The 15,358-nt window shown below is 41.4% G+C and carries 10 protein-coding genes; 9 read left to right on the forward strand and 1 reads right to left on the reverse strand.

Annotated features, from left to right (window positions below; translation table 11 throughout):
* Positions 1 to 24 precede the first annotated feature (24 nt).
* The 8 genes from NQ508_RS06065 (at position 25) to NQ508_RS06100 (ending at position 10,702) form a co-directional block, all read left to right on the forward strand.
* Positions 25 to 1,095: a carbamoyl phosphate synthase small subunit gene (locus tag NQ508_RS06065; RefSeq protein WP_044919737.1), complete on the forward strand. Its 1,071-nt coding sequence runs from the start codon at positions 25 to 27 to the stop codon at positions 1,093 to 1,095.
* Complete coding sequence (gene carB, locus NQ508_RS06070) at positions 1,095 to 4,295, forward strand: carbamoyl-phosphate synthase large subunit (RefSeq protein WP_006426780.1); 3,201 nt, start codon at positions 1,095 to 1,097, stop codon at positions 4,293 to 4,295. Before NQ508_RS06065 ends, carB begins: the two co-directional genes overlap by 1 nt.
* A gap of 572 nt (positions 4,296 to 4,867) precedes the next feature.
* Positions 4,868 to 5,524, forward strand: coding sequence for a cell wall hydrolase (locus NQ508_RS06075; protein WP_006426778.1), 657 nt, complete (start codon positions 4,868 to 4,870; stop codon positions 5,522 to 5,524).
* Positions 5,525 to 5,754: 230 nt separating this feature from the next.
* Positions 5,755 to 6,429 (forward strand): response regulator transcription factor, encoded by a 675-nt coding sequence (locus NQ508_RS06080; RefSeq protein ID WP_044919626.1) that lies wholly within the window; start codon positions 5,755 to 5,757, stop codon positions 6,427 to 6,429.
* Positions 6,426 to 7,442, forward strand: coding sequence for a sensor histidine kinase (locus tag NQ508_RS06085; protein WP_006426776.1), 1,017 nt, complete (start codon positions 6,426 to 6,428; stop codon positions 7,440 to 7,442). The genes NQ508_RS06080 and NQ508_RS06085 overlap by 4 nt, the downstream gene beginning before the upstream one ends.
* Before the next feature lie 142 nt (positions 7,443 to 7,584).
* Positions 7,585 to 8,352: an ABC transporter ATP-binding protein gene (locus NQ508_RS06090; RefSeq protein ID WP_028086259.1), complete on the forward strand. Its 768-nt coding sequence runs from the start codon at positions 7,585 to 7,587 to the stop codon at positions 8,350 to 8,352.
* The gene (locus NQ508_RS06095) at positions 8,345 to 10,273 is read left to right on the forward strand and encodes an ABC transporter permease (RefSeq protein WP_006426774.1); all 1,929 of its coding nucleotides are present in this window, start codon (positions 8,345 to 8,347) and stop codon (positions 10,271 to 10,273) included. The genes NQ508_RS06090 and NQ508_RS06095 overlap by 8 nt, the downstream gene beginning before the upstream one ends.
* 84 nt (positions 10,274 to 10,357) lie before the next feature.
* Complete coding sequence (locus tag NQ508_RS06100) at positions 10,358 to 10,702, forward strand: cupin domain-containing protein (RefSeq protein ID WP_022416046.1); 345 nt, start codon at positions 10,358 to 10,360, stop codon at positions 10,700 to 10,702.
* A gap of 127 nt (positions 10,703 to 10,829) precedes the next feature.
* On the opposite strand, the gene NQ508_RS06105 is transcribed toward NQ508_RS06100, so the two are convergent.
* The gene (locus tag NQ508_RS06105) at positions 10,830 to 11,918 is read right to left on the reverse strand and encodes a pyridoxal phosphate-dependent aminotransferase (RefSeq protein ID WP_022416047.1); all 1,089 of its coding nucleotides are present in this window, start codon (positions 11,916 to 11,918) and stop codon (positions 10,830 to 10,832) included.
* Positions 11,919 to 12,046: 128 nt separating this feature from the next.
* On the opposite strand from NQ508_RS06105, the gene NQ508_RS06110 reads away from it, so the two are divergent.
* Entirely contained in the window at positions 12,047 to 15,343 is a 3,297-nt protein-coding gene (locus tag NQ508_RS06110; protein ID WP_044919623.1) for a DUF5717 family protein, read from the forward strand.
* The last annotated feature ends 15 nt before the right edge of the window (positions 15,344 to 15,358 follow it).

A 15,358-nucleotide genomic window follows, 5' to 3' on the forward strand; every position in this document is an offset into this window, starting at 1 on the left:
ACACAGAAGGGAAAAGGTGAATATATGAAAGCATTTCTTATATTAGAAGACGGGACTGTCTTTACCGGAACCAGTATCGGTTCGACAAAAGACATGATTAGCGAGATAGTGTTTAATACTTCAATGACAGGTTATCTGGAGGTATTAACCGACCCTTCTTATGCGGGACAGGCCGTAGTAATGACCTATCCATTGATTGGAAATTATGGCATCACACCGGATATGGAGTCAAGGAAGGCATGGCCGGATGGATATATCGTAAGAGAACTTTCCAGAATGCCAAGCAACTTCCGTTGTGAAGGAACACTTCAGGATTTCCTGAAAGAACAGGATATTCCAGGAATTGCAGGAATTGATACACGTGCCCTTACGAAGATTCTTCGTGAAAAGGGAACCATGAACGGAATGATCACCACGAACGAGAATTACAACTTAGATGAGATTCTCCCAAAACTGAAAGCATATACAGTTGGTGATGTGGTATCAAAAGTAACATGTGATGAAAAATATGTCTTAGAAGGCAATGGACCGAAGGTTGCTCTTATGGACTTCGGTGCAAAGAAGAACATTGCCAAGTCTTTAAATGAACGCGGCTGTGAAGTTACAGTTTATCCGGCAGGAACAAAAGCAGAAGAGATTATTGCTGCTAATCCGGACGGCATTATGTTGTCTAACGGACCTGGAGATCCGGAAACATGCGTATCTATTATCGAAGAGATCAAGAAGTTATACAATACTGATATTCCTATTTTTGCAATTTGTCTCGGACATCAGCTTATGGCACTTGCAAATGGTGCAAAGACTTATAAGTTGAAATATGGACACCGCGGCGGTAACCATCCGGTGAAGGATCTGACAAACAACAGAGTATACATTTCTTCACAGAACCATGGTTATGCAGTTGATGGTACAACCATTGATCCGGCTATCGCAAAAGAAGCATTTATCAATGTAAATGACGGAACCAACGAAGGACTTGCATACGAAGGAAAGAATATTTTCACAGTTCAGTTCCACCCGGAGGCTTGTCCTGGACCACAGGATTCCGGATACCTGTTTGATAGATTTATGGATATGATGAAAGGAGCAAAATAATGCCTAGAATTAAAGATATTAAGAAAGTATTAGTAATTGGCTCTGGCCCTATTATCATTGGACAGGCAGCGGAGTTTGACTATGCAGGTACACAGGCCTGCCGTTCATTAAAAGAAGAAGGTCTGGAAGTAGTCCTTTTGAACTCTAACCCGGCTACGATCATGACAGATAAAGATATCGCAGACCGCGTATACATCGAGCCTCTGACAGTTGAGGTGGTAGAACAGCTGATCTTAAAGGAAAAACCAGACAGTGTCCTTCCTACACTGGGTGGACAGGCAGCACTGAACCTGGCTATGGAGCTGGATGAGAATGGATTCCTTGAAAGAAACAACGTACGTCTGATCGGTACTACTTCTGAGACGATCAAAAAGGCCGAAGACCGTCTGGAATTCAAGATGACAATGGAAAAAATCGGCGAGCCTTGTGCAGCTTCTAAAGTCGTAAAGGATGTACAGGCTGGTATCGAATTTGCTGAAAGTATCGGATATCCGGTTGTACTTCGTCCGGCTTACACACTTGGTGGAAGCGGCGGCGGAATTGCGGATAACAGAACAGAACTCGTAGAGATCCTGGAAAACGGACTTCGTCTTTCACGTGTTGGGGAAGTTCTGGTAGAACGTTGCATCGCAGGATGGAAAGAGATCGAGTACGAAGTAATGCGTGACAGCAATGGTAACTGCATTACCGTATGTAATATGGAAAACCTGGACCCTGTAGGTGTACATACCGGAGACAGTATCGTAGTAGCACCTTCTCAGACACTGAGCGATAAAGAGTACCAGATGCTCCGTACATCTGCTCTTAATATCATCAGTGAGTTAAATATCACTGGTGGATGTAACGTACAGTATGCGCTGAATCCAGATTCATTTGAGTACTGTGTAATCGAGGTTAACCCTCGTGTAAGCCGTTCTTCTGCACTTGCATCTAAGGCAACAGGATATCCGATTGCCAAGGTTGCAGCAAAGATCGCTCTTGGATATACACTGGACGAGATCAAGAACGCAGTAACAAAGAAGACATATGCAAGTTTCGAGCCTATGCTTGACTACTGTGTTGTAAAGATCCCGAGACTTCCATTTGATAAGTTCATCAGCGCAAAACGTACACTGACAACACAGATGAAAGCGACCGGAGAAGTTATGAGTATCTGTGATAACTTCGAGGGAGCACTTATGAAAGCCATCCGTTCTCTGGAACAGCATGTAGACAGCCTTATGTCTTATGACTTCTCTTATTTAAAAGGAGAAGAACTGTTAGAAGAACTGAAAGTTGTAGATGACCGTCGTATCTGGAAGATCGCAGAAGCAATCCGTCAGGGCATCAGCTACGAAGACATTCACAGAATTACAAAGATTGACAACTGGTTCATTGACAAGATCGCAATTCTCGTAGAGATGGAACAGAAATTAAAGACAGAAGAATTAACAGCAGAGACATTAAAAGAAGCAAAACGCTTAGAGTTCCCGGATAATGTGATCGCAGAACTGACAGGAAAGACAGAGCGTGAGATCCATGACCTTCGTCATGATAATGGCATCACAGCTTCTTATAAGATGGTTGATACCTGTGCGGCTGAGTTCGCAGCAGAGACACCATATTACTACTCTGTATTCGGAAGTGAGAATGAAGTAGTTGAAACTTCCGGCAAGAAGAAAGTACTGGTACTTGGTTCCGGACCGATCCGTATCGGACAGGGTATCGAGTTCGACTTCTGTTCTGTACATTGTACATGGGCATTTGCCAAAGAAGGATATGAGACGATTATTGTAAATAACAACCCTGAGACAGTAAGTACAGACTTCGATATCGCTGACAAGCTGTATTTCGAGCCTCTGACACCGGAAGATGTAGAAAGTATCGTAGATCTGGAAAAACCGGACGGAGCAGTTGTACAGTTCGGTGGACAGACAGCAATCAAGCTGACAGAATCTCTTATGAAGATGGGCGTTCCAATCCTTGGAACATCTGCTGAAAATGTAGATGCAGCCGAAGACCGTGAGCTGTTTGATGAGATTCTTGAGCAGTGCGAGATCCCAAGACCGACAGGTGGAACTGTATTTACAGCAGAAGAAGCGAAGAAAGTTGCAAACAGACTGGGTTATCCGGTACTGGTAAGACCTTCTTACGTACTTGGCGGACAGGGAATGCAGATTGCGATCAATGATCACGATATTGATGAGTTCATCGGAATCATCAACCGTATCGCACAGGATCATCCAATCCTGGTTGATAAATATTTACAGGGTAAAGAGATTGAGGTAGATGCCGTATGCGACGGTGAAGATATCCTGATTCCAGGTATCATGGAGCATATCGAGCGTGCCGGAATCCATTCCGGAGACAGTATCTCTGTATATCCTGCACAGAGCATCTCTCAGAAGACAAAAGAGACGATTGCCGAATATACAAGAAGACTTGCAAAATCCTTACATGTAATCGGACTGATTAACATCCAGTTCATCGTATGTGGAGAAGATGTATATGTAATCGAAGTTAACCCTCGTTCCAGCCGTACTGTTCCATACATCAGTAAGGTAACAGGTATTCCGATCGTACCACTTGCAACAAAAGTGATCATCGGACACAAGATCAAAGAACTTGGTTATACACCTGGATTACAGCCGGAAGCAGATTATTTTGCAATCAAGATGCCGGTATTCTCATTTGAGAAGATCCGCGGTGCTGATATCAGCCTTGGACCTGAGATGAAGTCTACCGGAGAGTGTCTGGGAATTGCCAAGACATTTGATGAGGCTCTTTATAAAGCATTCATCGGTGCCGGAGTCAAACTTCCAAAACACAAGAACATGATTATGACAGTTCGTGATGAAGATAAGGAAGAAGCAGTAGAGATCGGACGCAGATTCGAGAAGATCGGTTACAAGATCTTTGCTACAGAAGGAACTGCCAAGGTCCTGACAGATGCAGGCGTGAAAGCGATGACAGTCAATAAGATTGAGCAGGAATCTCCGAACCTTATGGATCTGATCCTCGGACATAAGATCGACCTGGTTATCGACACACCTCCGCAGGGAGCTGATCACTCAAGAGACGGATTCGTGATCCGTAGAAATGCGATCGAGACAGGTGTCAATGTACTGACAGCGATCGATACAGCAAAAGCTCTGATCACCAGTCTTGAGAATACAGATATCCAGAAACTGACACTGATCGACATTGCTAAGATCAAATAGAGTTTGGACAATCGGATTTTGCGTAAATGAATTTTATGTAACAGAATTTGAATAATTAATATTTGTAATGTTTGTAAAAACATAAATAAAAAGTGGCATACAGCATGATTATTTTGCAGTATGCTGCTTTTTTGTTGCCAAACATTAAAATATGTGATTATTTACATCATGTAATACGTTCTATATACAGGGGACGCCCTCAGGAGGAAGAATTTTGACGCGTGAAAATCGGCAGTGGATATTACTGGACACCGTATATTATCATGATTGCGGCAGTAATCTGTATCCCGGTATTTTTAATTGTAACAGTAGTAAGCTATTGTAAAAGAGAAGCTTAAGGAGCAGAGAAATAACGGAGAAAAATGAACGCTAAAAATAAGAAAAAAGAGTAGCATAATCTGCAGACTTTAAAAAAGTAAATAAAAAAGTTGACAAAACGAGACATACATGATATGATACCAATCGTTGCTTGTAACAAATTTGTAATATTTGTAATAAAGTTGAAAAAAATGAATATACTTTATTAAAAGAAATGTAAATCATTGCAACAAAATCAGGAGGGTATTTATATTATGTTAAAAGCGAAGAGACTGAAATCGATGTTCGTGCTGTATTCAGCATGCGCAGTAATGGCAACTGGTTTTACCAGTCAGGCAGCCTCTGAACAGCCGGAAGTAACAACAATCACAGAAACAAAAGGGGAAAATACGAATACACACACTGCTGTACAGGCGATATCACAGAATATCGTGGCATCTGCGCAGGAAATGACGGATGCAAGCCAGCAGGTAATTGCAGACAATATAGCGAAAAAAGAAGAGGAAGAACGCCTCGCAAGAGAAAAGGCAGAGCAGGAAGCAAAAGAAAAAGCAGAACGCGAAGCAAGAGAAGCATACGTAAGAGCCAATCAGGAACTGCTTGCATCCATCATCTACTGCGAAGCAGGAAACCAGCCGTATGAAGGCCAGGTTGCCGTCGGTGCGGTGATCATGAACCGTGTAAAGAGTGGAAGTTATCCGAATTCCATCGAAGAAGTCATCTATCAGTCCGGGCAGTTCGGACCGGCAGCGACCGGATGGCTGAACAGAGTGAGAAGTTCAAAGGGATATTCACAGACAGCTCTGCAGGCTGCTGGAGATGCGTTGAATGGCTCGAATCCGATTGGAAACTGTCTGTATTTTGATCAAGGCGGTGCCGGAATGAAGATCGGGGCACATTATTTCCACTAACATTTGTAGAAATAATATAGAAAGAAATGCATATGGAATGGAGCCGGAGTTCTTCAGAAATTCGAAAGAAATCTTAAGAAAGCCGGAATTGACAATTGCATGACAAATGTATTACGATAAGAGGGCAAAAGTGTTAAACTTTTGTCCTTTTTGTCACCGCGCATTAGAAAAGATGACGATGGTAACTTACGCAGATAAGGACAGAGTTTGAAGTATGGGGAGAAGAAAGATTGTATAAGATTTTAATCGTGGAAGATGATGAAACAATAGCAGGCGGACTGAAAAACCATTTGGAAAAATGGAATTATCAGGCAGAATGTATGACGGATTTTAAAGACGTAATGGGAAAATTCGTGGAATTTGAGCCGCAGCTTGTGTTATTGGACATTGTGCTTCCATTTTTTAATGGATTTCACTGGTGTCAGGAGATCCGGAAGATCTCGAAGGTGCCGATCATTTTCCTGTCATCGGCGAATGATAATATGAATATTGTGATGGCAATGAATATGGGCGGCGATGAATTCATCGAGAAACCGTTTGACCTGAATGTGGTGACGGCAAAGGTGCAGGCCGTGTTAAGAAGAACCTATGAATTTCGTGGAACGGCAGATGTCATGGAGTGGAACGGTGCGATCCTGAATCTGGCAGATGCGACAGTTCTGTATCAGGACCAGAAACTGGAACTGAGCAAGAACGAATTCAAGATTCTGCAGATACTTCTGGAAAATACAGGGAAGATCGTAAGCCGTGAAAGTATTATGACGAGACTCTGGGACAGCAATGAATTTATTGATGACAATACACTGACGGTCAATGTGGCAAGACTTCGTAAAAAAATGGAACAGATTGGCCTTGGCGGAAAGATCATCACAAAAAAAGGAATAGGATATATGGTGGAGGCATGAAACTGTTAATAGCATTTTTTAAAGATAAAACAAGAGAGATCAGCCTTTATGCCGGAACGGTCGGAATATTTATTGTTGTAGCATTTCTTTATAATATCAGGATGGATGCGTTGAAATATGCACTGCTGCTGGTGATATTGTGGCTGCTCCTTTATGTAATAACGGAATATCATCGCTTCCGGAAGAAGCATCTTCTGCTGGAACGGTTTAAGAAGAGCACGCAGGAGTGCACAAAAGAACTTCCAGAGTGCAGGAATCTTCTGGAACTGGATTATCAGGAATTACTGGGGATCTTTGACGAAAAGATTCTGGAGTTGAAATCAGAGGCAAGAATCAAAGGCCAGGACTTAAGTGATTATTATGGTATGTGGGTGCATCAGATCAAGACACCTATCGCTGCGATGCACATATTGCTGCAATCGGTGGAAGATGAAAACCCGGCACTGCCGGAATTAAAAGAGATGAAGATGGAACTTTTTAAAATGGAACAGTATGTGGAGATGGTGCTGACGTATCTCCGCATGGAAGATATGTCTGGGGATCTGCAGTTTGAGAAGGTGTCTTTAGATAAGATTCTGAAACAATCTGTCCGGAAATATTCTCAGATGTTTATTCTTCAGAAGATCCGTCTGGATTACCGGCCGGTGGAACGAATAGTTCTTACAGATGAAAAATGGCTGGAGTTTGTGACAGAACAGATTCTGTCTAATGCTTTGAAATACACAAAGAATGGCGGCGAGATTAGAATCTGTCTGGAAGAAAAAAGAGGACGGGAGTGTCTGGTGATCGAGGATAATGGAATCGGTATTCAGGCAGAAGATCTTCCTAGAGTATTTGAAAAAGGGTTTACCGGATATAATGGAAGAGCAGATAAGAAGTCTACCGGGATTGGACTGTATCTTTGCAAAAAGATCATGGATAAGATGGGACATAAGATATGGATTGATTCAGAGGTGGGAAAAGGAACCCGTGTATATCTGGAATTGACAAGGAAAGAATGGAATCCGGAATAACGATCAGATAAAAAGAGAAAACCTTACAGGAATGTAAGATTAAACAGGGGAAATGTCACATGCTTCGATGGCAGGATATTTCCTCTTTTTTTATAATAGATACCGTAAAGAAGAAATCTTAAAAAGAAAGGAAGAAAAACTTATGTCATTACTGGAAGTAAAAAATGTGAAGAAGATATATACGACTCGTTTTGGGAGCAATCAGGTAGAGGCTTTAAGAGATGTGAATTTTACGGTAGAACGCGGGGAATATGTTGCAATCATGGGAGAGTCTGGATCGGGAAAGACGACTTTGCTGAATATTCTGGCGGCACTTGATAAACCGACAGAAGGAAAGGTTTATTTAAAAGACAGGGATCTGGGAAAATTAAAAGAAAAAGAGATCGCAACGTTCAGACGTCAGAATCTCGGCTTTGTATTTCAGGATTTTAACCTGTTAGATACATTTTCATTAAAGGATAATATATTCCTGCCACTGGTATTATCCGGAAAGAAATATCCGGAGATGGAAAAGAGATTAAAACCGATTGCAGAAAAACTTGGAATTGAAAAACTACTGGAGAAATATCCATATGAGGTGTCCGGTGGGCAGAAACAAAGAGCTGCAATTGCAAGAGCGCTGATCACGAAACCACAGCTGATTCTTGCCGATGAACCTTCGGGAGCACTGGATTCGAAAGCGGCAGACAGTCTGATGAATCTTTTTACAACGATTAACCAGGAAGGTCAGACGATTGTTATGGTGACACATAGTGTGAAAGCGGCGAGTAGTGCGAAAAGGGTGCTTTTTATCAAGGACGGAAAAGTATTCCATCAGCTTTACAGGGGGAATCTTACGAACGAAGAAATGTATGAAAGAATTTCAGATACGCTGAAGATTCTTACCACAGGAGGTGAGGAGGATGAATAATTTCATCTATGAAAAACTTGCTGTGACCAATCTTAAGAATAACCGTAAGACCTATGTACCCTATATCTTTACAGGTGTTCTGACCGTCATGATGTTCTATATCATTGACGCACTGAGCAAGGGGGAAGGTATTACCCAGAATACATTGAAGATATGTCTTCAGTATGCAACGGGTGTGATCATTGTATTTGCAGTGATTTTTCTGTTCTATACGAATAGTTTCCTGATCAAACGACGAAAGAAAGAGATCGGAGTATACAATATTCTTGGAATGGGAAAGCGGCATATTGCACGAATGATGGCAGTTGAGACGATCCTGACGGCGGGAATCAGTATTCTTGGCGGTCTGGTGTTTGGAATAATATTTGGGAAACTGATGTATCTGCTGCTCCTTAAGATTCTGCACAATAGCGTAGATATGCAGTTTTCGGTTAATGGGACTGCAATTGTACAGACTGTCATATTATTTGCAGGAATTTTTCTTCTGACGTATTTATATAACATTTTACAGATACAGCTGGTGAATCCGGTGGAACTTCTGCACGGAGGCAATCAGGGGGAGAAAGAGCCGAAGAGCAGATGGCTGCTTGTGATCGTCGGTGTGGCGGCACTTGGCAATGGTTACTGGATTGCACTTACAACAGAGGCACCGTTAGAAGCACTTTTGAAATTCTTTGTTGCAGTGGTCTGTGTGATTATTGGAACTTATGCACTTTTTATTGCCGGAAGCATTGTGGTATTGAAAATACTCCGGAAAAATAAAGCTTATTATTATAATCCAAAGCATTTTACCAGTGTATCAGGCATGATCTATCGTATGAAACAAAACGGAGCGGGACTTGCGAACATCTGTGTGTTAAGTACGATGGTGCTGGTTATGGTATCCACAACGGTATCTTTGTATGCGGGAATGGAAGATATTCTGGACTCACGTTTTCCGAGAGATGTTTCAATTGTCTGCAATGAAGCCGATACAAATAATGAAGAGACTCTTCAGAGACTGATAAAAGAACAATGTGAGAAAGCAGGGGTAAAAATAACAGACAGAGTCCGGTACAGATATGGCAGTATGAATGCGGTTTTGAAAGGAAATAATCTGGAAAAGGTAGAGCAGTACTATCCGGACAATCATTTTTACTATGTAGAGATGATCACACAGGAAGAGTATAACCGGATAGAAAAACAGAATGTTTCGTTAAAGGAACAGGAGATACTGACCTATACCACGAACGGCAAATGTGGAAAAAAACAGATAAACATTGCAGGACAGAACTATCAGGTGAAAAAAGAACTGTCCGAGATGACGAGCCAGCCGAAGAGCACGGCAGAAATGTATAAGACATTATACATTGTATTTGCAAATGCAGAGCAGATTGAACGTATCGAGTCATTTTCTTATGCAGATAAATTCAACCTGAAGGGAGATGACGGAAAACAAAAAGAGACACTGGAACAGATACAGAACGAATTTTATGAAAAGTTTCCGGATGGAACGATGGAAAGCCGTATGTTAAGCCGTTCTTCTTTTTATGAATTGTACGGCGGACTGTTCTTTATTGGAATCTATCTGGGAAGTATGTTTATTATGGCAACGGTACTGATCATTTATTATAAGCAGATATCGGAAGGCTATGATGACAGGGAGCGTTACCAGATCATGCAGAAGGTTGGCATGAGTAAAAAAGAAGTGAAGCGTTCCATAAGAAGCCAGGTCTTAAGCGTATTCTTCCTGCCGTTGGTTGTAGCAGTGATCCATGTTGCAGTAGCCTTTAAAGTAATGACAAAAATTCTGGGAGTATTAAATCTTACGAATGTATCGTTGTTTGCGGTATGCACAATCATTACGATAGCGGTGTTTGCGGTATTCTATATCATCGTTTACAGTATAACCGCGAAAGAATATTACCGGATCGTGAATTAAGATTAAGGGTTTACCATTGACTTTGTATCTTTCAGGTTGTATTGTTGTTTTAGAATGTTTTACGAATCAAGGAGGAACTTAAAAATGACAAGAGAAGGCGAAAGAGAACTGGTAAAAGTGGAACATGTAAATGGCGGAGACGGTTATATTGTAAGAGAAGCAATGGTTACTTCGGAAGAAGTTGGAGAAGCCTGTAAGATGTATGCCAAGATTCATCTGGATCCGGGATGTGAAGTAGGATACCATTATCATCATGGTGAGACGGAGTCTTACTTCATTCTGACCGGACACGGAACTTATGACGATAACGGCGAAAAACAGCCGGCAAATCCTGGCGATCTGTTCCTGTGTAAAGACGGAGATGCACATGGAATTAAGAACACCGGTGATGAAGAACTTACCTTTATGGCATTGATCTTAAAAAAATAATATTGGAAAATATGAAAAACACCTGTCTGTAACTTGGATTATTTCAGGAATGATACCGGGCCGCAGACAGGTGTTTGTATTGCCATGCATTCGGAAGAAGCTGCCGGGGGCAGGTTCTCTGTATTGATTATAATGAACGGAATACATCCAGCAGCCGGTCATTATCCTCTGGATTCATAATGCAGAACCGTACATATTCTCCGTTCAGGCTTTCGAAAGAAGAACAGTCCCGGATCATGAGATTCTGGTGAATCGCTTTTTCAAAGACATCGAAAGAAGTGAGTCCTTCTTTTAAGATCTTTACAAGAACAAAGTTGGCATAAGCCGGGTAAATCTTTACGGTATCCAGTCCGGAAAGCTCTGTGCACATTCTGGTGCGCTCAGAATCAATGAGAGACCAGGTTTTCTGAATATAATCGGTATCTTTCAACATCCGTTCACCGGCGTAAGCCCCGATACTGTTCAGGCTCCACGGATTCTGGTGGGTAAGAAGTGTCTGAAGAAATGCCTGATTACTGGTGAGACCATAACCAAAGCGAAGTCCAGGTGCGGCGAAGAACTTGGATACACCGCGGATGACCATGAAGTTGTCGAATTCCGGTACAAGAGAAACTGCAGAGAGGGAAGTGCCTTCCGGTGCGAATTCGATATAAGTCTCATCGATCATAACGAAGATACCAAGTGACCGGCATACGGTTAACAGCTTTTTCATATCAGCGGTACTGATGGCTGAAGAGGTCGGGTTGTTCGGATTACAGATGATCAGAAGATCAATATCACTTTTCAGTGTATCGGTCAGATCGGAAATATCCAGTCTGAAATCCTGTTCTTCTTTCAGATTATAATATTCCAGTGTGCCGCCGACCAGATTCAGCTCTCTTGCATATTCGGAATAGGTCGGTCCCAGAAGCAGCGCCCTTTTTGGTGCGCGCTGGCTGATCAGGAGTGAGATAAGCTCCGTAGAACCATTTCCGACAACAATATGTTCCGGCGAGGTATTGGTATATGCAGCAATTGCTTTTTTCAGATCTGTATAATCTCTGTCTGGATAACTGCTGATGATATCCAGATGTTCTGCGAGATCTTTTTTTACCTGTCCGGATAATCCGAGCGGGTTTACATTGGCGCCGAACAAAACAATCTTTTCCTTATCAAGGTGATAATAATCTGCGATCTTTTCCAGATCGCTTCCGTGAAATTCTGGTTTTTTTTTCATAATTTTCCATCCTATCGACACAATTTTGATATTTTCTCTTTCCGGCATTGCCATTCGTTGACAAACAATGCTATAATTTATTATAGTATGTTTTAAGAAAAAAGCAACGAAAGAAGCAGGTGTAGGACTTGAAAAATAAAATCCAAAAATTTTCAAAAGGCGACTTTCAGTTGATACGACCTGATGTTATATTCGATGAGACGAATCTGGTGCTCATTATAGGTGAAGGGGAAGTATACAGGGGAAGTTTTACAATGAGGGCGAATAATGAAGGCAGAATACGAGGACTCGTTTACTCGTCTTCTTTTCGTGTTCATTTTAAGGACCAGGGATTCGAGGGAAATCCGTCGAGGGTTGAGTTTACATATGACGGACGTGGGCTTCGTCCGGGACATGTAGAAGAAGGTAAATTTACGATCGTATGCAGCGGTGGTGAATATGAACTGTCGTTTACAGCTATTATAGAAAAACCATATGTGATGACAACGTATGGAAAAGTACAAAGCACAGATGATTTCCGAAAACTTGCGATCAAAGATTTTTCGGAAGCAGGAAGATTATTCCGGTCTAAAGAATTCTATGAGATTTTAAAATATGAAAATGAACGTACTTTCTATCTTTATGACAATATGCGTAAATGGTCTCTCAGTGAGCAGGCGATGGAAGAATTCATGGTGGGAATCAAGCAGAAAGAATGCATTTTCCTGACATTGCAGGGAGAAGGAATGCTGTTTGAAGATCTGACTGAGTCAACGAAAGGAACTTTGACTCTGATGAAGAATACCTGGGGATATATGCCGATCAAGATTGAGACAGTAGGAGATTTTATCCGGGTATCAAGACCGGAAATCAGTACAGAAGATTTTGTGGGAAATGCACATGAGATAGAATATGTGGTAAGAGCAGAGAAGCTTCATGGAGGACGTAATTACGGAGCACTGAAATTTGTGACACCGTATGAGACACTGACATATGAAGTGGAAGTACTGCAGAATCAGGAATATGACGAAGATCACAGGATGCCGGAACTTCTGATGGCACAGATCGTAAAAGAATATGTAGGCTATATGGCAGGAAGAGTAAGCAGAGATCATTGGGTGGACAGTGCGATCGAGAAGATGGTTACACTTCGCAAATTAGAACCACTCAATGAGGTATACCAGCTCATGCTGGCTAATATTTATCTGCTTGGAGAGAAGATAGAAGAAGCCAAATGGATTCTGGAGAATTATAATTATAACCGGTTTGCAATCGGGAAAGATCCACTGACAAACTGTTATTATCTTTACCTGACTGCAAAAATCCGTGGAGACGTGAATTATGAAGAACGGGTACTGGATGAGGTTGGAAAGACATATATGCGTCATCAGGATTCCTGGTGGCTGCTTTATATGATCCTGAATCTGGATACACGCTATAAAAATCCGTACAAACGTCTGGAAGTTCTGGAACAACAGTTTGAATATGGAATTCATTCGGTTATGTTCTATCTGGAAGCATATCTGTGTTATCAGGAAAAGCCAACGCTTCTTAAAAAGCTCGGAACATTCGAGATACAGGTGTTGAATTTTGCTACAAAATACCGGATGATGACAAAAGAACTGGCCCTTTATATTTCAAATTTTGCCAGCCAGCAGAAGAAATACAGTGATAATCTTTTCAGAATCCTGGAAAGAATCTATAAGATGTACGATGAACCGATGATCCTTAATACAATCTGTACACTTCTGATCAAAGGAAATAAAACAGAGAAAAAGTATTTCTTCTGGTATCAGAAGGCAGTAGATTCGGATCTTAAGATCGCACAGCTTTATGAATACTATATGATGACAATTGATGAGGACAGTGCACACGGACCGCTTCCAAAATCACTGGTATTGTATTTTATGCATGGAAATGCACTGGATTATAAAAAAGCGGCATATCTCTATGCAAGTCTTGTGATTCATGAGGAACAGGCTGGAGATCTGTATCTGAATTACCGGGAACAGATGGTAGCATTTACATGGGAACAATTGATGAAGCGCCATATTACAGAATCACTGCGCACTTTATATAAACGCTTCTGCAAAGAAGATGAGATGTCTGCGGAGCGTATGGAGGCGATGCGTGACATTTGTTATTCCTATGAAGTAAGAACAAAAGTACGTGGTATGAAGTGCGTTCTGGTTATTGAAAAGGACGGCTCTGTCCGTCAGCGTATTCCTTATGACGAGAAGAATGGGGCAATTATATATCTGTATGACAAGGAATCAAGAATTGTCTGGGAGTCTGTGGAGGGAAGACACTATACGGATTCGATTCCGTATGAGACCAAGCGTCTGTTCTATGAACCACGTTTTGTAGATATGTGCCGAAAGTATGCGGCATCTACGGGATTCTGGAATCAGGAGCCGGAAAAAGAAAAACCAGATTATGATAAGATCCTGGCAAAAGGAATCGATGCATTTGATGATAAAGATGTATTTCTGGTATGCAGCCGGAGGATCAGAGAAGAAAATTATACAGAAGATGATTTTCTAAGTTATCTTGCGTTTGAGATGTTCAGACGCGGCCAGTATGATAAAGTGACACTGACATATCTGGCGGAGTATTATTGCGGTGCAATCGGTGATATGAAACGGCTGTGGAAAGTGCTGAAGCAGTATGGTGTGCCATCATATAAGGTCAGCGAAAGAATTATCACTCAGATGGTATTTGCAGAGACGTTATATAAAGAAGAGCATATATTTGAAGATTATTATCTGTCGGATAATGTATATTTCCGTCTGAAGCAGGCATATCTTGCATATGTATCCAGAGAATATATCGTATACGGACGTAATCTGGAAAAATGTGTATTTGAAATAATTGCAAACGAATGTGAAGAGAAAGAAGATCTGCCGGATGTATGTAAGATTGCACTCTTGAAGTATTATTCAGATAAAGAATATTCTGAGGAAATGGCGGCGGTCCTTCATCAGGTAATAAGAGAAATGTGTGAAAAACAGCTGGTATTCCCATATTACCTGAAATATCCGGAAGAATGGTTAAGAGAAGTACAGCTTTATAATAAGGTTATGGCAGCATATCGTTGTAAGCCGGGAGGAAAGGTAAGGCTGTACTATAAGATGAAGCAAAAAGAAAGAGAAGAACTTGGATACAGAGCAGAAGCCATGATGCCTGTATATGAGAATCTTTATGTAAAGCAGTTTGTGCTTTATGATGATGAGTCTGTAAGCTATTATTTCCAGGAGTCCGGAAATGGAGAAATGATCACTACAGATAAGAAGACACTGGAAACTGATAAAGAACGCATTTACGCGGGAAAATATCAGCAGTTGAATGAAATGACAGGTATGGACTCTGAGGCAGAACGCAAAAAAGCTATGCTGGAATTCGAGGAAGAAGAACAGATGGCGAATCAGATATTTAAGATATATTAATGAAGAAAGGAGGAG

The sequence above is a fragment of the Dorea longicatena genome, from assembly GCF_025150085.1.
GTDB lineage: Bacteria > Bacillota > Clostridia > Lachnospirales > Lachnospiraceae > Dorea_A > Dorea_A longicatena.

Coding starts and splice junctions, on each gene's coding strand:
- NQ508_RS06065 (WP_044919737.1), top strand. CDS start 25: ATGAAAGCATTTCTTATATTAGAAGACGGGACTGTCTTTACCGGAACC.
- carB (WP_006426780.1), top strand. CDS start 1,095: ATGCCTAGAATTAAAGATATTAAGAAAGTATTAGTAATTGGCTCTGGC.
- NQ508_RS06075 (WP_006426778.1), top strand. CDS start 4,868: ATGTTAAAAGCGAAGAGACTGAAATCGATGTTCGTGCTGTATTCAGCA.
- NQ508_RS06085 (WP_006426776.1), top strand. CDS start 6,426: ATGAAACTGTTAATAGCATTTTTTAAAGATAAAACAAGAGAGATCAGC.
- NQ508_RS06090 (WP_028086259.1), top strand. CDS start 7,585: ATGTCATTACTGGAAGTAAAAAATGTGAAGAAGATATATACGACTCGT.
- NQ508_RS06095 (WP_006426774.1), top strand. CDS start 8,345: ATGAATAATTTCATCTATGAAAAACTTGCTGTGACCAATCTTAAGAAT.
- NQ508_RS06100 (WP_022416046.1), top strand. CDS start 10,358: ATGACAAGAGAAGGCGAAAGAGAACTGGTAAAAGTGGAACATGTAAAT.
- NQ508_RS06105 (WP_022416047.1), bottom strand. CDS start 11,918: ATGAAAAAAAAACCAGAATTTCACGGAAGCGATCTGGAAAAGATCGCA.